This window comes from Polaromonas sp. P1_E11 (genome assembly GCF_056405995.1).
On sequence record NZ_JBFUBA010000002.1, the window covers coordinates 1022954 to 1042597 of the forward strand.

General features: G+C 61.0%; 19 protein-coding genes. 11 read left to right on the forward strand and 8 right to left on the reverse strand.

What is annotated here, in order from left to right; all coding sequences use genetic code 11:
* Positions 1-90: 90 nt before the first annotated feature.
* From AC1D11_RS12365 to AC1D11_RS12410, 10 genes are all read left to right on the forward strand, one after another.
* Positions 91-891: a cytochrome C assembly family protein gene (locus AC1D11_RS12365; RefSeq protein WP_477649058.1), complete on the forward strand. Its 801-nt coding sequence runs from the start codon at positions 91-93 to the stop codon at positions 889-891.
* A complete protein-coding gene (locus tag AC1D11_RS12370) occupies positions 888-1130 on the forward strand; it encodes a PP0621 family protein (RefSeq protein WP_477649059.1) in 243 nt (80 codons plus the stop codon). Before AC1D11_RS12365 ends, AC1D11_RS12370 begins: the two co-directional genes overlap by 4 nt.
* 133 nt (positions 1131-1263) lie before the next feature.
* Complete coding sequence (locus AC1D11_RS12375) at positions 1264-2979, forward strand: sensor histidine kinase (protein ID WP_477649060.1); 1716 nt, start codon at positions 1264-1266, stop codon at positions 2977-2979.
* 5 nt (positions 2980-2984) lie between these two features.
* Positions 2985-4433 carry a sigma-54-dependent transcriptional regulator gene (locus AC1D11_RS12380; protein ID WP_477649061.1) on the forward strand — a complete coding sequence of 483 codons (1449 nt, stop codon included), beginning with the start codon at positions 2985-2987 and terminating at the stop codon, positions 4431-4433.
* Positions 4420-5019, forward strand: a complete 600-nt coding sequence (gene ampD / locus AC1D11_RS12385; protein ID WP_477649062.1) for a 1,6-anhydro-N-acetylmuramyl-L-alanine amidase AmpD — start codon at positions 4420-4422, stop codon at positions 5017-5019. The genes AC1D11_RS12380 and ampD overlap by 14 nt, the downstream gene beginning before the upstream one ends.
* Positions 5020-5461: 442 nt before the next feature.
* A complete protein-coding gene (locus tag AC1D11_RS12390; protein WP_477649063.1) occupies positions 5462-8371 on the forward strand; it encodes a ribonucleoside-diphosphate reductase subunit alpha in 2910 nt (969 codons plus the stop codon).
* A 131-nt stretch (positions 8372-8502) separates the two neighbouring features.
* Positions 8503-9726: a ribonucleotide-diphosphate reductase subunit beta gene (locus AC1D11_RS12395; RefSeq protein WP_477649064.1), complete on the forward strand. Its 1224-nt coding sequence runs from the start codon at positions 8503-8505 to the stop codon at positions 9724-9726.
* Positions 9727-9776: 50 nt separating this feature from the next.
* A complete protein-coding gene (locus AC1D11_RS12400) occupies positions 9777-9911 on the forward strand; it encodes a hypothetical protein (RefSeq protein WP_477649065.1) in 135 nt (44 codons plus the stop codon).
* Between the two features lie 14 nt (positions 9912-9925).
* Positions 9926-10399: a histone H1-like DNA-binding protein gene (locus AC1D11_RS12405; protein WP_431098248.1), complete on the forward strand. Its 474-nt coding sequence runs from the start codon at positions 9926-9928 to the stop codon at positions 10397-10399.
* A gap of 124 nt (positions 10400-10523) precedes the next feature.
* The gene (locus AC1D11_RS12410) at positions 10524-10877 is read left to right on the forward strand and encodes a DUF167 domain-containing protein (RefSeq protein WP_477649066.1); all 354 of its coding nucleotides are present in this window, start codon (positions 10524-10526) and stop codon (positions 10875-10877) included.
* Between the two features lie 89 nt (positions 10878-10966).
* On the opposite strand, the gene AC1D11_RS12415 is transcribed toward AC1D11_RS12410, so the two are convergent.
* The 7 genes from AC1D11_RS12415 to AC1D11_RS12445 all read right to left on the reverse strand — a co-directional run bounded on the left by AC1D11_RS12415 (position 10967) and on the right by AC1D11_RS12445 (position 17461).
* On the reverse strand, positions 10967-11869 hold the full coding sequence (locus tag AC1D11_RS12415; protein ID WP_477649067.1) for a carbohydrate kinase family protein: 903 nt from the start codon (positions 11867-11869) through the stop codon (positions 10967-10969).
* An 18-nt stretch (positions 11870-11887) separates the two neighbouring features.
* The gene (locus tag AC1D11_RS12420) at positions 11888-12961 is read right to left on the reverse strand and encodes a zinc-ribbon and DUF3426 domain-containing protein (RefSeq protein ID WP_477651248.1); all 1074 of its coding nucleotides are present in this window, start codon (positions 12959-12961) and stop codon (positions 11888-11890) included.
* A gap of 106 nt (positions 12962-13067) precedes the next feature.
* Positions 13068-13958 (reverse strand): 50S ribosomal protein L11 methyltransferase, encoded by an 891-nt coding sequence (gene prmA / locus AC1D11_RS12425; protein ID WP_477649069.1) that lies wholly within the window; start codon positions 13956-13958, stop codon positions 13068-13070.
* Positions 13959-14102: 144 nt separating this feature from the next.
* Positions 14103-15452 carry an acetyl-CoA carboxylase biotin carboxylase subunit gene (gene accC / locus AC1D11_RS12430; RefSeq protein ID WP_477651247.1) on the reverse strand — a complete coding sequence of 450 codons (1350 nt, stop codon included), beginning with the start codon at positions 15450-15452 and terminating at the stop codon, positions 14103-14105.
* A gap of 41 nt (positions 15453-15493) precedes the next feature.
* Positions 15494-15949: an acetyl-CoA carboxylase biotin carboxyl carrier protein gene (accB, locus tag AC1D11_RS12435; RefSeq protein WP_477649071.1), complete on the reverse strand. Its 456-nt coding sequence runs from the start codon at positions 15947-15949 to the stop codon at positions 15494-15496.
* 346 nt (positions 15950-16295) lie between these two features.
* Positions 16296-16853: a TlpA disulfide reductase family protein gene (locus AC1D11_RS12440; protein ID WP_477649072.1), complete on the reverse strand. Its 558-nt coding sequence runs from the start codon at positions 16851-16853 to the stop codon at positions 16296-16298.
* Complete coding sequence (locus AC1D11_RS12445) at positions 16850-17461, reverse strand: hypothetical protein (protein ID WP_477651246.1); 612 nt, start codon at positions 17459-17461, stop codon at positions 16850-16852. Before AC1D11_RS12445 ends, AC1D11_RS12440 begins: the two co-directional genes overlap by 4 nt.
* Positions 17462-17734: 273 nt before the next feature.
* Here AC1D11_RS12445 and mpl point away from each other — a divergent pair, with 273 nt between their 5' ends.
* Complete coding sequence (mpl, locus tag AC1D11_RS12450) at positions 17735-19162, forward strand: UDP-N-acetylmuramate:L-alanyl-gamma-D-glutamyl-meso-diaminopimelate ligase (RefSeq protein WP_477649074.1); 1428 nt, start codon at positions 17735-17737, stop codon at positions 19160-19162.
* Positions 19163-19331: 169 nt separating this feature from the next.
* Here the strand turns inward: mpl and AC1D11_RS12455 are convergent, their stop codons facing one another.
* Positions 19332-19643 carry a hypothetical protein gene (locus tag AC1D11_RS12455; protein ID WP_477649075.1) on the reverse strand — a complete coding sequence of 104 codons (312 nt, stop codon included), beginning with the start codon at positions 19641-19643 and terminating at the stop codon, positions 19332-19334.
* Position 19644: the final 1 nt, after the last annotated feature.

Consider the following 19644-nt stretch of genomic DNA (forward strand, 5'->3'; position numbering starts at 1 on the left):
CGAACGCGGCGCAGTTAGGTGGAAAAGAAAGGCTGCAGCGCAAGGCTGCCCGAAAGGGGAAAAAGAGGCAGTAAAGGCTAAACTCTAGCCATGATTTTAGCTTTGAGCGACTGGTGGGGTCTTGCAGCGGCAGCCGGTGCTGCCGTCGCCTACGCTGCATTGGCACTGGCCTCCCCGCGCCTGAGCCCCACCGCCATCCGCGGCCTGCTGCTGGCGGCCTGGCTGCTGCACGCGCTGGCGCTGGCCGACGGCCTGCTGGGCGAGCCCCCCCGTTTCGGCTTTGCACCGGCGCTGTCCATGACAGTCTGGCTGGTGCTGACCGTTTACGCCATCGAAAGCCGCCTGTTTCCACAACTCCAGGCCCACTGGACGTTGGCAGGGCTGGGCAGCGCAGCTGTCATCCTGACGGTCATTTTCCCCGGTACCACCTATCACGCCATCGCGTCCCCCTGGCTGCCGTTGCACTGGGCCCTGGGCATTGCGTCTTATGGGTTGTTTGCTGCCGCAGTAGTGCACGGCTGGCTGATGACGCGCTCCGAGCGCTCCATCCGGCTGGCCGCACAAACCGATGCGGGTGTGCCGCTGTTGACGCTGGAGCGGCTCACCTTCCGCTTCGTGGAGGCCGGCTTTGTATTACTGTCGGCCACGCTGTTTGTAGGCTGGCTATTTGCCGAAACACTCTACGGGCCCGGCCTGGCCTGGAAATGGAACCATAAAACCGTGTTTTCGGTCCTGGCCTGGCTGACGTTTGCCGGCCTCCTGATCGGCCGGGCCCGCCTCGGATGGCGTGGCCGCAAGGCCGTCCGTGTGCTGTACCTGGGCTCCGGCCTCCTGCTGCTGGGCTACGCCGGTTCGCGCTTTGTACTTGAAGTCATTCTGAGGCGGGCATGAAATACCTTCTGGTCATGGGATTCGTGCTGGTGGTTTTCTGGCTCTGGCGCCACAACCGCGATACGGAAAGAAACGATGCGGCGGCTGCCCACCCCCGCCAGGCACCGGGCCGCGAAACGGCCGTTGCGGAGATGATCGCATGCGATGTCTGCCACGTGCATTTGCCGAAGTCCGACGCCCTGACAGGCGGCAAGGGGATTTATTGCAGTGACGCGCATCGCCGCCAGGCAGGAGACTAGGGCCTGCTAACACTATGTTTACAAATGCGAATGGGGTGAAAACGGTGCCAATCAAGGCGCGCGACGAATCCCAGACCGGGAGTCTGGGTGAGGAGCGCAACGCATCTTGCAAACATAGTGTTAGCAGGCCCCAATGAGCACGCCATCCCACTGGTTTGAAACGGGGGGCAAGGCATCAGGCGCGTGGGAGAGCGTGCCCGAACTGGGTTCCTTTGGCCGTTTGTGGCGTGTCTTCATGACGGCACGCGTTGCCATCGCCACGGTGCTCGTCATCCTTCAGGCGGTTATCTACGCGTTGGGCAACATCACCAACCGCTGGTCCATCGCGGTATGCATAGCCTACCTGTGCGCCACGCTGGCCGTGCGGGTTTGGGCCAAGCCGCGGCCGCCGGGCAGTACCTTTGACGCACAGTGGGCATTGACCATCGGCGTGGACGTCATCACGTTCTCAACGCTCAATGTCCTGCAATCGAGCGGCATCAATTACACGCCGCTGTTTGCCCTGCCGGTGCTCCTCGCCTCCATCCTCGGGCCGATTTTGCTGGCCTTCGGAACCGCTGCCAGCGTGACGTTGCTGCTGCTGGCCGACGCCTGGTGGAGCTCACTCCAGGTGCTGGGCGATTTCAATGCACGATTCCTTCAGTCGGGCTTGAGCGGTTCCGGTTTTTTCCTGGTTGCGCTGCTTGCAAACCACCTGGCGTTGCGGCTGGCCCGTGAAGAACAGCTGGCAAAACGCAGCCAGTCCGCCGCGCGCATGCAGACGCAGGTGAACGAACTGGTCATTGAAACCCTGGCCGACGGTGTGCTGGTGGTTGATATCAACGGCATCGTCCGGTCGGCCAATCCGGCATCCAGGCGTCTGCTGGGAGCCCGGGGTTCAGTTCGCAGCGCGCCTTTCATCCTCGTCATGGAAGCGGCCTGGTCACCCCTGGCGGAGCTGATGCACAGCACGTTCAGCACGCAAACCCCCCAGGAAGCGGACATCAGCCTTGAATATCCGGACAGCAATACCCGGCGGCTTCATGTGCGCACCCGCCTTGCCGCCTCAAAAAACGGCACCCATGAAAGCCTTTGTGTGATGTTCCTGGAAGACCTCCGTGAAATGGAAGCCCGCGTGAGGACCGAGAAGATGGCCGCCATGGGACGCATGTCGGCCGCAGTGGCGCACGAAATCAGGAATCCGCTGGCGGCGATCTCTCAGGCCAATGCCCTGCTGGAAGAAGACCTGCAGGACGAGCCGCACCGCCAGCTCACCGGAATGATCCGGCAAAATGCACAGCGTCTCGCCAGAATCGTCGATGAGGTATTGAACATTTCACGTGCCCAGGCACACCTGCCCTCGCCGCAAACCACCACTCTGGCACTGGACGAAACCGCTCACAAGGTTGCCACGGACTGGGCAGGGCAGACTGCGGCATCCCAACGCATGAAGATCACGGCAGATTCGGGTAACGCCGTTGTGTGCTTTGAGCCCGAGCATTTGCGCCGCCTCATGGTCAACCTCCTGGACAACGCCCTGCGCTATGCCAGCACGTCTTCGCAGGCGATTGAAGTCTCCACCCAGCTTGTTACGCCGGGGCAGGCCCGTCTGTCTGTATGGAGCGATGGCCAGCCCATGGAGCAAACCGTGCAGACACACCTGTTCGAGCCATTTTTCTCCTCTGAAAGCCGCTCCAGCGGATTGGGCCTGTACATCTGCCGTGAATTGTGCGAACGCTATGGCGCCCTGATCGGCTACCAGCGCGTGCAGCGCAGCGGCGTTGATGGAAACGAATTTTTTGTCATATTCGCACCTTCCGGCCCGTCTGTGACCTTGCCTGCGGCTTCTTTTGCCACAATGCCAACCTGAAAACCATGAACACCCCCATTCCCGTTTCCCAGCAGGCACGCATCCTTGTCATTGACGATGAACCGGATTTGCGCACCCTGTATGAGCTCACGCTGCTCAGGGAAGGGTATCGGGTGGAGGCGGCCGGTGACCTGCTGCAGGCCCGCGAACAGCTCAAGGCGCATCACTTTGATGCCGTGATCACCGATATGCGCCTGCCAGACGGCCTTGGCCTCGAATTGCTGCGCGACATGGTAGATCAGCAAAGACCCGAACGGTGCGTGGTGATTACGGCCCACGGCTCGGCCGAAAATGCGGTAGAAGCCCTCAAGGCCGGCGCGTTTGACTACCTCACGAAACCGGTCGACCTCAAACAGTTCCGCAGTGTGGTGGCATCAGCTGTGCAGGGCGCCAAGCATCCGGCACAACAGGCCAAAAGCGATCGAAGTGCACCGGAACACGGGACCTCTGCCTCCGGCCAGAAAAAAACCGGGGACGGCGCCCAGATTCTGCAAAAACTGGTGGGTGAATCGGCCGTCATGCGCGCCGTCAAGTCGCGTATCGTCAAGGTGGCGGGGAGCATGGCGCCCGTCCTCATTCAGGGGGAGTCGGGCACCGGCAAGGAGCTGGTTGCACGCGCCGTACACGGCTGCAGCCACCGTGCGGCAGGGCCTTTTGTCGCCGTCAATTGCAGCGCCATACCCGAGAACCTCCTCGAAGCGGAGTTTTTCGGTGCACGCAAGGGTGCCTATACCGGATCAGCGCAGGACCGGCAAGGCTACTTCCAGGCAGCCAAGGGCGGAACCCTGTTTCTCGATGAAATCGGCGACCTGCCGCTGGCCATGCAATCCAAACTCCTGCGCGCTATCCAGGAGCGCACCGTCAGGCCGCTGGGTTCGCCGCAAGAAGATACCGTGGACGTGCGCATCGTCAGCGCAACACACAAAAACCTGGCGGCGGAAGCCCAGGAAGGGACATTCCGCCAGGATCTTTATTACCGGCTCAACGTGATTGAAATTGCCGTGCCGGCCCTGCGCGAACGCAGGGAGGATTTGCCGGCACTCTGCACTGCCCTGCTGTCAAGAATCTGCCAGGAGTCCGGGTTCAAGATGCCCGAGTTGACGGACGCCGTGATGGAACAGCTGCAGTCCAGGCCCTTTAACGGCAATGTCAGGGAGCTGGAAAACATCCTGCACCGGGCGGTGGCGCTCGGCGAAGGAAGCGCACTGCATTTTGATGCGCCGGCCGAAGAACATGTCCCCGTCCCGGAAAACCTGCAGGATTACCTGGATGGGCAAGAGCGAAACATCCTGACCAAGGTTTTGCTGGAAACCGGCTTCAATCGCACGGCCGCCGCCGCGAGGCTGGGTTTGAGCCTGCGGCAGATCCGCTACCGCATTGCACGCCTGAATATCGCCACGCCGGGCAATGACGACCTGGCCGACGGACTTGACCCTGCCGATGACCCCGCCTGAAAGGCCCAATGCCCTTCCCCGGCCTTTGTGGCAAAACGGCTGGTACCGCTATGCACGCGCACTGGCTTCGCCCAACTTTGGCCCACGCCCTCCCGGTACGCAAATCGACCTGATCGTCATCCACTCCATCAGCCTGCCGCCAGGTGAGTTCGGCAATGACAACGTCCAGCGCCTTTTCACCAACCAGCTCGACTGGGAGGCACACGCTTACTTTCAGGGCATTCGCGGCCTGCAGGTTTCATCGCACTTTTTCATCGCCCGAACCGGCGCGCTGTGGCAATTTGTGAGCGGTGACGACCGTGCCTGGCATGCCGGGGAATCCAGCTACCGCGGACGCACCAACTGCAACGACGATTCCATCGGCATTGAACTGGAAGGCCTTGAAGGGGATACCTTTGAAGCGTCCCAATATGAAACCCTGACCGGGCTATGCGCCTCGCTTTTGCAGCGCTATCCCATCGAGCATATCGCCGGGCACGAGCACATTGCACCCGGCCGCAAGCAGGACCCGGGCCCTGGCTTCAACTGGCCTCTGCTGCAAAAATCGCTGTCGTCACCAGCTAGGTGTTTTCCCGAAATCATGTGACCAGCGCACCCTGACGCGCTCACCATTGCGGTGCGTCTCGCTGTCGAAATTTCCGGTTATTTTTACCGCGCCAGCAGCGACCGGCGCTCCCAACCAAAAGCCCGCGAAAAGTCGCGCCACAGCGCTGCATCAGCTTCGCAAGCCTGATGGCATCAGGCTTTCAGCGAAGTTGAACGAGCCGCCATCAAGCCCTGATCGAGTCGTCTGGAATGGGGCCCAAAAAGCCACAAAACGTAACGGTGCATTTAGTCAGCGATACACTACCTGTAGTGGCTTGTATTCCCTCCATACCCTAGGTATAGTGTCTAAGCCCTAATTCAGTTTGATGTAATTCGGGTCAGGAAATGAAGGAGCAGGTTGATAGACCTGTGCAATACCTCAATGTATCCAGAGACCCCGAACAGCGCATCAAACCACCATAAAACAAAGCAAAGAGGAAGTCATGCAAACTGCACAACACGCGGTGCCCGTCACGTCGAGCGTTCTGGCAAGCAACCCAGCAACCGGCGATACCAACGCGCAAAGCAACCCGCTCGCCCATTACCAGATCATCCGCCGCAATGGCGGTGTGGTGCCGTTCGAACCCAACAAGATCGCCGTGGCCATGATGAAGGCTTTCCTGGCCGTGCATGGCACGCAGGGTGCGGCTTCGGCCAGCGTCCGAGAAACGGTTGACGGCCTGACCCAGGCGGTCATCCGCGCCCTGATGCGTTCGCGCCCAGGCGGTGGAACCTTTCATATAGAAGACGTGCAGGACCAGGTCGAGCTGGGCCTGATGCGCGGCGGCCACCACGAGATTGCCCGCGCTTACGTGCTGTACCGCGAAAAGCGCACGCAGGAGCGCGCACGCCAGCCGCAAACCCAGGCGCCCGCGGCACCGCTGATCCATGTGACCGACCGCGGCAACCGCGTCGCGCTGGACATTCGCAACCTGCAGGCGTTGATTGAAGCCTCCTGCGCCAACCTGGGCGCGGATATCAAGCCCGACCCGATCGTTGCGGAAACCATGCGCAACCTCTATGACGGTGTGCCCATTGACGAGGTCTACAAGGCGTCCATCCTGGCAGCGCGCACCCTGATCGAGAAAGACCCTGACTACACCTACGCCACCGCACGCCTGCTGATGCACACCATCCGCCGCGAAGTGCTGGGTGAAGAAGTCAGCCAGGAAGACATGGCGATTCGCTACGCCGAGTATTTTCCGCAGTTCATCGCCAAGGGCGTGCAAAACGAGTTGCTCGACGAAAAGCTCCAGCAGTTCGACCTGACCCGCCTGGGAGCCGCGCTCAAGCCCGAGCGCGACCTGAAATTCGACTACCTCGGCCTGCAAACCCTGTTTGACCGCTATTTCCTGCACGTGCGCAAGCAGCGCATTGAGCTACCACAGGCTTTCTTTATGCGCGTGGCCATGGGCCTGTCGCTCAACGAGATCAACCGTGAAGAGCGCGCGATCGAGTTCTACGAAATCCTGTCGTCCTTCGACTTCATGTCGAGCACGCCCACCCTGTTCAACGCCGGCACCCTGCGCTCGCAGCTGTCGTCGTGCTACCTGACGACCGTCGCCGACGACCTGGGCGGCATCTACGACGCCATCAAGGAAAACGCCCTGCTGTCCAAATTTGCCGGCGGCCTGGGCAATGACTGGACGCCTGTGCGCGCCCTGGGCGCTCATATCAAGGGCACCAACGGCGAATCACAAGGCGTTGTGCCTTTCCTCAAAGTCGTCAACGACACCGCCGTGGCGGTTAACCAGGGAGGCAAGCGCAAGGGCGCCGTCTGCGCCTACCTGGAAACCTGGCACCTGGATATTGAAGAGTTCCTGGAACTGCGCAAGAACACCGGCGACGACCGCCGCCGTACGCACGACATGAACACCGCCAACTGGATTCCCGACCTCTTCATGCGCCGCGTGATGGAAAAGGGCAGCTGGACGCTGTTCTCGCCCTCCGACACGCCCGACCTGCACGACAAGTTCGGCAAAGACTTCGAAAAGATCTATACCGCCTACGAAGCCAAGGCCGAGCGCGGCGAGATCAAGCCATCCCGCAAGCTGCAGGCCACCGACATGTGGCGCAAGATGCTGTCCATGCTGTTTGAAACCGGCCATCCCTGGATCACCTTCAAGGACGCCTGCAACGTGCGCTCGCCGCAGCAGCATGCCGGCGTTGTGCATTCGTCCAACCTGTGCACCGAGATCACCCTCAACACCAGCGACACCGAAACCGCTGTCTGCAACCTGGGCTCGGTCAACCTCGTCCAGCACTTGAAAGACGGCGCAGTCGACCACGAGAAGCTTAAAAAGACCATCACCACGGCCATGCGCATGCTGGACAACGTGATCGACATCAACTACTACGCCGTCAAAAAGGCCCGTGATTCCAACATGCGCCATCGCCCTGTGGGCCTGGGCATCATGGGTTTCCAGGACTGCCTGTATGAACTGCGTGTTCCCTATGCTTCCCAGGAAGCCGTCGAGTTCGCCGACAAGTCCATGGAAGCCGTCTGCTACCACGCCTATTGGGCGTCGACCGAACTGGCCAAAGAGCGCGGCAAGTACGCCACGTACAAAGGCTCACTCTGGGACAAGGGCATCCTGCCGCTGGACACGCTGGACATGCTGGCCGAGCAGCGCGGTGGCTATGTGGAAGTCGACCGCTCCGCCAGCCTTGACTGGGACGCCTTGCGCAAGAAGATTGCCAAAGACGGCATGCGCAATTCCAACTGCGTGGCCATTGCGCCCACAGCCACCATCTCCAACATCATCGGGGTGGATGCCTGTATCGAACCCTGCTTCGGCAACCTGTCGGTCAAGTCCAACCTGTCCGGCGAATTCACGGTCATCAACCACTACCTGGTCCGCGACCTGAAGCGCCTCGGGCTGTGGGACGACGTGATGGTGGTGGATCTGAAGCACTTTGACGGCTCCCTGCGTCCGATCGATCGCGTGCCGCAGGACGTCAAGGCGCTCTACGCCACGGCGTTTGAGATTGAAACTTCCTGGATTGTCGAAGCGGCAGCGCGCCGCCAGAAGTGGATTGATCAGGCACAGTCGCTCAACATTTATATGGCGGGCGCTTCGGGCAAAAAGCTCGACGACACCTACAAACTGGCCTGGCTGCGGGGCCTCAAGACGACTTACTACCTGCGCACGCAAAGCGCTACTCATGCCGAGAAGTCGACTGTGACGGCCGGAAAAATGAACTCGGTTTCTTCCGGCACGGCAACTTCGGGCGGCGGCATGAGCGCGCTTGAAGCGGCCGCCGCTGCAGCTCAGGCCCAGATGAGTGCATCACCTGCGACCGACATCAAGTTCTGCGCAATCGATGACCCCGGTTGCGAGGCCTGCCAATAAAAAGTCGAATCGTGCGCTGAGCTTCATCGCACGATTCGATGTAATTGAGCAACACAATTTTGTAGCGATGTGAATGAACACTTTTCATTTTGTATCGCTGCTTTCATAATCCCAAAGTATTGGAAACCTCTATGTTGACCTGGGACGAAGAAGTCAAACCATCTTTGCAAACATCTCACAACAGCGGCTTGCCTGAAGGCCGCTCGATGGAACTTCCGCCTCTTTCTTTGAACACTGCCGAGCAGCCCCAGGCGCAAGTGCGCATGCTCAACGACGGCGCGTTCACACCTGTGCAAGCTGCAGCACCTTCTACGCCTGCCGCTGCACCCGCCAAGGCGCAACGCGTCAAGGCCTCCGACAAACGCATCATCAATGGTCAGACCGACGTCAACCAGCTGGTGCCGTTCAAATACAAGTGGGCCTGGGAAAAATACCTCGCCACCTGCGCCAACCACTGGATGCCGCAGGAAGTGAACATGACACGCGACATCGCGCTCTGGAAAGACCCGAACGGCCTGACCGAAGACGAACGCCGCCTGGTCAAGCGCAACCTGGGTTTCTTCGTGACCGCCGACTCGCTGGCCGCCAACAACATCGTGCTGGGCACTTACCGCCACATCACAGCACCCGAATGCCGCCAGTTCCTGCTGCGCCAGGCTTTTGAAGAGGCCATCCACACCCATGCCTATCAGTACATCACTGAATCGCTGGGCCTGGACGAAGCCGAAATCTTCAACGCCTATAACGAAGTGCAATCCATCAAGGACAAGGACCAGTTCCTGATTCCTTTCATTGAAGTGATCTCCGACCCCCACTTCAAGACCGGCACCACCGAGGCCGACCAGACCCTGCTCAAGTCGCTGATCGTGTTTGCCTGCCTGATGGAAGGCCTGTTCTTCTACGTGGGCTTCACACAGATTCTGGCCCTGGGCCGCCAGAACAAAATGACAGGTGCCGCCGAGCAGTACCAGTACATCCTGCGTGACGAGTCGATGCACTGCAACTTCGGTATCGACCTGATCAACCAGCTCAAACTGGAAAACCCCCATCTCTGGACCGCAGAATTCAAAGCCGAGATCAAAGCCCTGTTCATGAAAGCCGTCGAACTGGAATACCGCTATGCCGAAGACACCATGCCGCGCGGCGTGCTCGGCCTCAATGCGTCCATGTTCAAAGGCTACCTCCGCTACATTGCCAATCGCCGCGCCACGCAGATCGGACTTGAAACTCTCTTCCCCAACGAGGAGAATCCGTTCCCATGGATGAGCGAAATGATCGACCTGAAAAAAGAGCGTAACTTTTTTGAAACCCGTGTGATCGAGTACCAGTCCGGTGGTGCCCTTTCCTGGGATTGATTGACAAGAAAAATACGCGAGACAAGCGACCAATGATTTCAAGAATTGCAATGACCAATGACAGCACCGAAGAGTGCGCGTTGGGCATTGCTCCTGTGTTCGCGGCGCTGGGACCGGTTTATCCGGGGCCCAACGCCGTGAATCGCTTTACGTACTCCAACCGTGAAGTGCTCTTTGCAACGTGATCAAGGAGAAAACTATGGCAACTGCGAAAAAAACTGCGGCTAAAAAAGCTGCTCCAAAGAAAGCCCCTGCGAAAAAAGTAGCGGCTAAGAAGGCTCCTGCGAAAAAAGCAGCAGCGAAAAAAGCTCCGGCTAAAAAAGCTCCAGCGAAAAAAGTAGCGGCTAAGAAGCCAGCTGCGAAAAAATCGCCAGCGAAAAAGCCAGCAGCCAAGAAGGTAGCGGCCAAGAAGCCAGCGGCGAAGAAAGCCGCTGCGAAAAAGCCGGCAGCCAAGAAGGCCGCGAAAAAGGTAGCGAAGAAACCAGCGGCGAAAAAAGCCGCTGCGAAGAAGCCTGCCGCCAAGAAAGCAGCGAAAAAGCCCGCTGCGAAGAAAGCCGCGAAAAAACCTGCTGCCAAAGCTGCGAAAGCACCCGCTGCAGCGGCTGCCCCTGCGGCTCAGACTACTCTGAACCCGCAAGCTGCCTGGCCGTTTCCAACAGCCAGCAAGCCGTAAGCAGTAAGGTATTTCTGCTTGGAGCCCGATATCGAAAGGTGTCGGGCTTTTTTCATGGCTGGCCCGTTCCTGAGGCCGCCCATAATCGCCGCCCCTGTTTACCGCCGCCGGACCACTCCAGCCCATGAAATCGCTCCCCGCGTTGCCTGAACTTCCTTTTCTGCGACGGGAAAAGAATGGGGACGTACTGATCGACATCCATGTGGTGCCCAACGCCGCCAAAACCGAGATGATGGGCCTGCATGGAGAGGCCGGCCAGCAGGCGCTGCGCCTGCGATTGCAGGCACCGCCCGTGGAAGGCAAAGCCAATCAGGCCCTGGTGAAATGGCTGGCCGGTTGTCTCCGCGTTCCGCAGCAGGCGGTCACGCTGACCCGCGGAGAGGCTTCAAGGCGCAAGCAGTTGCGCGTCAGCGCCGCAGTTGCAAGCCAGGCTGCGTGGAATGAATGGCTGAAAGCACTGGGCCACCGCGAGCCATAGTCCCGCGTAAGGCACCGCGAGAAAGAGAAGAAAGGGAGATTCGCTGCCCGCTACTAATTTGATAGCTGGTTGCGCCCGTCCTGTCGCGCTCAATCGCCGATTTGTTCTGAACTCAGCGTGTAGTTCTGACCACCGCGTGTCGCGATCTTGTGTGCGCCCACCCTGTTACCCAACGCGGCGCAGCGGTCCAGCGCCCAGCCTTTTTCCAGGCCAAACAGCAAAGCGCCGCGAAAAGCATCGCCGCATCCCGTCGGGTCGACCACTGTTTCGGCCTTCACCGGCGGGACCAGGGTTTTCTCGCCGCCAATCCAGACTTCGCAACCCTCTGCACCCAGCGTCACCACCAGGCCCTGCACTCGTCGGGACAACTCGGCGCAGGACAGGCCCGTGCGGTCGCACAGCATTTTGGCCTCGTAATCGTTGACGGTCACCCAGGTCGAAAGCTCCACAAAATGCGAAAGCTCCTTGCCGTCAAACATCGGCAGGCCCTGGCCCGGATCAAAAACAAACGGAATGCCGGCCGCCTTGAACTGCTCGGCGTGCTGCAGCATGGCATCACGCCCGTCCGGCGAAATAATGCCCAGCTTGATGTCATCGCGTGCGTCAATGCGGGTGATGTGGGCCTGCATCATGGCGCCTGGGTGAAAAGCCGTGATCTGGTTGTTGTCACGGTCGGTCATGATCATCGCCTGGGCCGTATAGGTGTCGCCCACCTGCCGTACAAATTCCGTGCTGATGCCCAGCGTCTTCATGCGCTCTACATATTCGGCGCCGTCGCTCCCAACAGTGGCCATTGGCAGCGGCTTGCCGCCAAGCTGCTGCAGGCTGTAGGCAATGTTGCCGGCACAGCCGCCAAACTCGCGGCGCAGCGCCGGCACCAGAAACGACACGTTCAGGATATGCAGCTGGTCGGGCAGGATCTGCTCCGAAAAACGGCCCTCAAAGGTCATGATGGTGTCAAACGCCAGGGAGCCACAAATCACAGCAGACATTCAGTTCTCTCGTTTCAATCAGGGGTAAAAAACCAGGACACGGTAGCCGGCCACCCGCAAGGGAGCCGCCGGCGCGGAAGACGGCGGTGACGCTGCTGCAGCAGCGTCCGCATCAGCGGATATTTTCATGATGACCAGGCCCGGCACTTCGGAGCGGGCGGCCAGGGTCGATGATTTGGCGCCAAACTGCGCCGGTGCCAGGATGCGGCGCACCACGGCCTGGTCCTGCGAATCGGTCAGGGTCACTTCCAGGGACGGCATTTCCAGAAGCGTCACACCCGTGTTTTTGAGCGTAAAACTTAGGCGGTAGGCATCAGGCCCGATGCGGTTGAAGGTGGAGCTGTCTATGACCAGCGACTCGATATGCCGTGGCGCACGAATGTCACAGCGCAACTGGCCGCAAATGCCCTGAAGCGCCGGCACGAGCCGGGGCTCCAGCGCGGCCAGCGTGTCCCTTTGCTGGACGGCCCACTGCAAGACCAGCAGGGCCAGCAGCAGCAGGGACAACAAGGCCATGGTCCACCGTGTCAGCGGCCGTTTCCAGAAAGCCTTGCGTCTGGCCTCCCGCACAAAAGACACATCGTGTTCCACGCGCGAATCCGGCATGCCGGAATCCACGTCCGAAAAGGCAAAACTGGAATCATCATCGACCGCCGGACGCACCATCACCGGCCGGCGGGCTGGCGGCTCATCCGGCAACACGCTGTCCGGCAGTTCCATCGGATCCTGCTGGCGTTCCTGTTGAGCCCGCTTCCAGCGCACAGGGTCAAAATCAGCCGCGCTGTCCTGCGCATCGGCAGGGCCCGTGCTGGAAGGCCTTAGCGGCACCCGGTCGGCAAAGGACCTGGCCGGCGCCCATTCCTGCGAGTCCGCGGCAGCGGCAACAGCCACGACTGGCGGCGCCGGCGCGGAAGGGACAAATTCCGGCAGCGGCATGGGTTCGGTGTCCGCGACCCCAAACGGTACGGCCGGCATGGGCGATGCCATGTCACGCGGCAGCAGATGCGCGGACGCATCAAAGACTTCAGCGCAATGCCCGCATCGCACCCAGCCCTGTGAGACTTTGAGTTGGTCGGTCACGACTTTGAACATCGTGCCACATGCGGGACAGCGCGTAATCAGGCTCATTTAGCGCTGTATTGTAGGGGCGTGACCCCGCTGGCGGCCTGAAAACCGCCATGCGCGGGAGGGAGCCGGCTCAGAAGCCGGTGGTCATCAAAATCCAGCCTTCTTGCGCATCATGCACGGTGAGCTGGCAATAGGGTGAATACGCTTCCTTCAGTTCATCCGCCTGGCGATCCAGAATGCCGGCCAGCACGAGATGGCCGCCCTTTTCGACATGTGCGCACAGCAGCGGTGCCAGCACTTTCAGCGGTGTGGCCAAGATGTTGGCCAGCACGGTCTGATATTTGCCAGACGCCTTCTCCGGGAGCCCGGCATTGAGTGCCACATGGTTGGCTTCAGCATTGGCGCGCGTCGACTCAACGGCAGCCGGGTCGATATCGACGGCATCGATGTCCCGTGCGCCGAACTTCGCAGCGCCAATGGCCAGGATGCCCGAGCCACAGCCGTAATCCAGGACGCGGCCCAGATTTTTACCGGCGGAGCCCTGGCTTGCAATCCAGCGCAAGCACATGCGTGTGGTGGGGTGAGTCCCGGTACCGAAGGCCAGGCCCGGGTCCAGGCGAATCACCTGCCGGGCCTCGACGGGCGGCTCATGCCAGGTAGGCACGATCCAGAATTCAGGGGTGATGTCGACTGGCGAGAACTGTGACTGCGTGAGACGCACCCAGTCTTGTTCCGGCACGGGCTGAACAGCGACCACGCTGCAGCCTGCAAAAAAATCCTGGGCAGCCAGCACCTCAGCCGCATCACGCGCCAGGACTTCGGTGGCAAACAGCGACACAATACGCGAACGCTCCCAACCCGCCCTGGGCGGCGGCATGCCGGGTTCACCGAACAAAGCCTGCTCGGCCGGCGTCTGCGCGTCGGCATCTTCCACCGACACACTGAGCGCGTCGAGCGCGTCGAGCGCCTCGCTAAGGATTTCGACTTCGTCGACGGGGGCCAGCAGGATCAGTTCAAACATCGTTCATTGCCTCGCGGGGAGCTGTACGCCGGGGCGACAGGGTATTCAATTCAAGCCGGGGCCGCGGATCTGGCTTCGCCAGTCCGCAGGCGCAGCGGCCCCCTCGGGGGGCAGGAAGCTACACGAAGTGAGCGACCGTGGGGGCTAACGCTCGCGTTTTGACAGCCACTCTTCAAGATAGTGGATGTTGGTGCCGCCGTCCATGAACTTGGCGTCCACCATCAGTTCACGATGTAGCGGAATATTGGTATTGATGCCTTCGACCACGGTTTCGGCCAGCGCCGTGCTCATGCGGGCTAGCGCCTGCTCACGCGTGTCGCCGTGCACGATGATCTTGCCGATCATGGAGTCGTAGTTGGGCGGCACAAAATAGTTGGCGTAAATGTGCGAGTCCACCCGCACACCCGGCCCGCCCGGTGTGTGCCAGGTCGTGATGCGGCCTGGCGACGGCACGAACTTGTAGGGGTCTTCCGCGTTGATGCGGCATTCGATCGAATGGCCTTTGAGCTGGATGTCACGCTGGGCAAAAGGCAGCTTTTCACCGGCCGCCACCATGATCTGGGTGCGCACGATGTCCACGCCGGTGATCCATTCGGTGACCGGGTGTTCCACCTGGACACGCGTGTTCATCTCGATAAAGTAGAACTCGCCGTTTTCATAAAGAAATTCGAAAGTGCCCGCACCGCGGTAGCCGATTTTCTTGACGGCCGCGACGCAGCGTTCGCCGATGCGCTCGATCAACTTGCGCGGAATCCCGGGCGCCGGCGCTTCTTCGATGACTTTCTGGTGGCGGCGCTGCATGGAACAGTCGCGCTCACCCAGCCAGACCGCATTCTTGTGCTGGTCGGCCAGGATCTGGATTTCGATGTGCCGCGGGTTCTGGAGAAATTTCTCCATATAGACCTCGGGGTTGCCGAAAGCCGCACCGGCTTCGGCCTTGGTGGTCTGCACCGCGTGCAGCAGGGCTGCCTCGGTGTGCACCACGCGCATGCCTCGCCCGCCGCCGCCGCCGGCCGCCTTGATGATGACGGGGTAGCCGACCTGCTTGGCGGTGCGCTTGATGATGACCGGGTCATCCGGCAAGGCACCTTCAGAGCCAGGTACACAAGGCACACCGGCCTTGATCATGGTCTGCTTGGCCGAGACCTTGTCGCCCATGATGCGGATCGACTCCGGCGTGGGGCCGATGAACTTGAAGCCGCTTTTTTCCACGCGCTCGGCGAAGTCGGCGTTTTCGCTCAGGAAACCGTATCCGGGGTGAATGGCTTCAGCATCCGTCACCTCGGCTGCCGAGATGATGGCGGGCATGTTGAGGTAGCTGTCTTTGGAAGGCGCCGGGCCGATGCAGACCGACTCGTCGGCCAGCTTGATGTATTTGGCCTCGCGGTCGGCTTCGGAATAGACCATCACGGCCTTCACGCCGAGTTCGCGGCAGGCGCGCTGGATGCGCAGGGCAATCTCACCCCTGTTGGCGATCAGTATTTTCTTGAACATGCGTCGGTAAGCCTGGTTTGGAAAGGAGGCAAGGCGCCCGCTTATTCAATGATGAAGAGTGGTTGGCCGTATTCGACAGCCTGGCCGTTTTCCGAAAGGATCTTGGTGACGGTGCCCGATTTGTCGGCTTCGATCTCGTTGAGGATCTTCATGGCCTCGATGATGCAGATGGTCTCGCCTTCCTTGATGACGCTGCCGATTTCGACAAAAGGCTTGGCGCCGGGGCTGGCAGAGCGGTAGAAAGTGCCCACCATGGGCGACTTGACGGCATGCCCGGCAGGCGCTGCGGGCGCTGCCTCGGCAACCGGTGCGGCAGGCGCGCCGGCCACGGGCGCTGCTGCGGGAGCTGCTACCATGGCAACCGGCTGCTGCATCACCAGGGGGGCGCCGCTGGATTTGACGATGCGCACTTTGCCTTCGGCTTCAGTGATCTCCAGCTCGGAGACGTTGGACTCTGAGACGAGGTCGATCAGGGTCTTGAGTTTTCTTAAATCCATAGGGTCTCTCCAACGACGGTAGATGCTGGCGCGGGATCTCGGCGCAGCTTTTTTGACTGAAAGGCTGGAAACGGAAGGCACTTGACGCGGCCACCGATCTTCCTTCTTTTTTCACTTACTTTCTGCTTTTACGCTTTAAAGCGCTTATCAGTTAATTACTGCGGGGACCAGCCAGGCGGCTTGCCCCCGGGAAAGCGCAGAGTGTACATCAAGCCGAGGGGCATTCCCAACCGTCTGGCGGCTGGCCACTCCGCCTCAAAAAGTCCATGGAAGATGCCGTTAGAAGCTGTTCACTGCTGTTACCGAAGGTTTCGACGCAGCGCAGGCCATCGCCAATGCCTTGCGGCTAACTGAGCTTGGCCCAGAGCGCCAGGTCTTCCGGCAGGACTTTGCCGATCTTGCGGTGAAGCAGTTCACCTGAAGCGCTGAACACCGCAGTAAAAGGCAGGCTGCCGGCGAGATTGCCCAGTGACTTGCTGAGCTCCGTTCCACCCAGGCCGGCCATGCCGACCGGGAAATGCAGCGGTTTGGTTTGCAGCCAGGTTCGCACAGCGCTGGGCTGATCGACAGCCAAACCCAGCACTTGCAGGTTTTTATCGCGATTTTCCTGGTAGAAGTAATCCAATAGAGGCAATTCCTCTACGCAAGGCGGGCACCAGGTGGCCCAGAAATTCACCAACAGCAGCTTCCCGCGAAAGGTGCTCAAAGACAGGTTCTTGCCGTCGGGCGTGTCGAAGTTCAGGCTCCAGAATGCGTCGGTCGCACTGCCAGATGTACTGCCGGGGGTGGGCGCCACCACCTTTTCATCCACTGCATGGGGCTGGAATTTCCACCAGGAGACGCTCGCACCCGCCAGGCCGGCCAAGGCGGCGGCGCTGCCATAAAGCATGTTTCTGCGATTCACGTGTCTGAAGTTCCGGTTTGGGGGGAAAGCAATTTTTGCACGGCAGCCAGGTCACCCCGCGGGGTCCGCCCCTTGGCGTCGGGCCGCAGGGCACCGCGCAGGTCATCGTGGTCATACACCATCAGGTGCACGCCCACCGTTTCATTCAAAGGTTTGCACACACTTCGCAGACTGAGCGCTTCCACGCTGTCACCGGTAAAACCAGTCACGGTACGCGGCTCATAGTCCACATTGTGCTCAATCAGGGCAATCTCGGCTGATTTGGGGTCATCGCAGAACAGCTGGATATAGATGTCGGACAGCCGCGTGGCCGTGCCGTGCCAGACGGCGCCGCCCAGGTAGGGCCGAAACTGCACCAGCCGCTCCATCCATATCAGCGCCAGTTCACGCAGGGCCGCCAGCTCGGCAGGCTGGGTGTCGGCACAGAAAAGCGCGATGTATTCGCGGACGGCGTCTTCCAGCTCGTCATTGCCCGGCAGTTCGGTACGGGCCGGCAGCGCCATCTGTTTGACGGCACGGCGTTTAGCCGGACCATATTCCAGCCCTTCTTCCACCACCAGTGCGGCGGCCGTGGCGGCTATTTCGGATTTGAGGGTAGGAAGTGTCAAGATCGGCTGGCTTCGACCAGGAAAGGCCAAATCGAAGGTCAATGGGTGATGCGGATAAATGATGCGGGTGCGGGCGAAGCGATTGTGCCTCGGGTTGGGTTCCCGCCAGACGCTAAAGTTCACCCGGACCCAGGGCACACCAGGTTGCTATGAAATCAATAGCTTCTTGCGCCCGTCCGCATTGGCCTGAAGGCATTTTCGACATGAATTTTCACCCAGCTATCGAACCCAGACCTATGGGGCCCGCGGGAAGCCCTGCCTAGAATACAGGCCATGCACATACATATTCTGGGAATCTGCGGCACCTTCATGGGGGGCCTGGCCGCCCTGGCGCGGGAAGCAGGGCACAAAGTGACAGGCTGCGACACCGGCGTCTACCCGCCCATGAGCGACCAGCTGCGCGGCTTGGGGATTGAGCTGATCGAGGGCTACGGCGCCGACCAGATGGCCTTCGAGCCCGACGTGTTTGTGGTCGGCAACGTGGTGTCGCGTGCCCGGGTTGCCGATGGCAGCGCCAAATACCCGCTTATGGAAGCCATCCTGAACAGCGGCAAGCCCTACACCAGTGGCCCGCAATGGCTCTCGGGCCACGTGCTGCACCACCCCACTCACCACCCGACCGGGCCACGCCATGTGCTGGCAGTGGCCGGCACGCACGGCAAGACCACCACCACGGCCATGCTGGCCTGGATTCTCGAAGCTGCCGGGCTGAAGCCGGGTTTCCTGGTCGGCGGCGTGCCGCTGAACTTCGGCGTGTCGGCCCGGCTGGGCGAAGGCAACACCTTTGTCATCGAGGCCGACGAATACGACACCGCCTTTTTCGACAAGCGCAGCAAGTTCGTGCACTACCGGCCACGCACGGCCATCCTGAACAACCTCGAGTTTGACCACGCCGACATTTTTGACGATCTGGCCGCCATCGAACGGCAGTTTCACCACCTGGTGCGCACCATCCCTTCACAAGGCCGCGTGGTCGTCAATGCCGCCGAGGCCAGCCTGCAGCGCGTGCTGGCCCAGGGCTGCTGGAGTGAGCAACTGCTCTTCGGCAGCGGCCTGCTGAATAAGAGCGGTTTCATGGCCCACGGCGAGCCGCACGACTTTCATGTGCTCAAGGCCGGCGAAGCCGTGGCCCATGTGCAGTGGGGCATCAGCGGCGTGCACAACCAGCTCAATGCGCTGGCCGCCATCGCGGCGGCTGAGCACGTCGGCGTGGCGCCCGAAGCCGCCGCCCGGGCGCTGGCGGACTTCCAGAACGTCAAGCGCCGCATGGAAGTGCGCGGCGTGATTCCGCGCAAGGGCGGCGACATCACCGTGTATGACGACTTTGCCCACCACCCCACCGCCATCCACACCACAGTAGACGGCCTGCGCCGCCAGCTGCAAAGCGCAGGCCGGGGCAGCGAACGCATCCTTGCCATCTTCGAGCCGCGCAGCAACACCATGAAACTGGGCGCCATGACGGCCCAGCTACCCTGGAGCCTGGAGCAGGCCGATCTGGCGTTTTGCCATGCTGGCGGTCTGGACTGGGATGCGCGCGCCGCGCTCGCGCCCATGGGGGATCGCGCGCAGGTGGCCGGCACCATTGACCAGCTGCTCGCGCAGGTGATGGCGGCCACCCGGCCGGGTGACCACTTGCTGTGCATGAGCAACGGGGGGTTTGGCGGGATTCACGCCAGGCTGCTGAAGGCGCTGAAGGCCTGAAAACAAACCCGGCTGGCAGGGGCCGGTTCAGGGGACGACCCGATACGAAACGAGCAGGCCGGTACTTTCTTAAAGCCAGCATGAGCCCCGGAACCGGCTTTGCCGGGCCGGAGGGCGGGCGGCCCCTCGGGGGGCAGCGACCCACACAAAGTGGGGGAGCGAGGGGGCCTTAGTAGCTGATGCTCAGCGCATCAACGTCCACATGCACAACGGGCTTGGCCAGCGCCGCGCTGGCGGCGCGGGCAAACTCCTGCGCCCATTGGGCATCCGCAAATTTCGCCGGCCCGGCGGCCTGGGCGATGACGACCACCTTGTCGGCCGTCAGCAGCTTGCCGGTCGGCCGCAGCGGCTCACATTCCATCCGGGTGAACTCACCGTCAAGCCACACCCTTGCCACATCGTGCGGCATGGGCTGCACTTCATTGAGGTCCAGGCGGATGGGCGGACGGCCCTTGAAGGTCACACTGACTTCGCTGCGCATG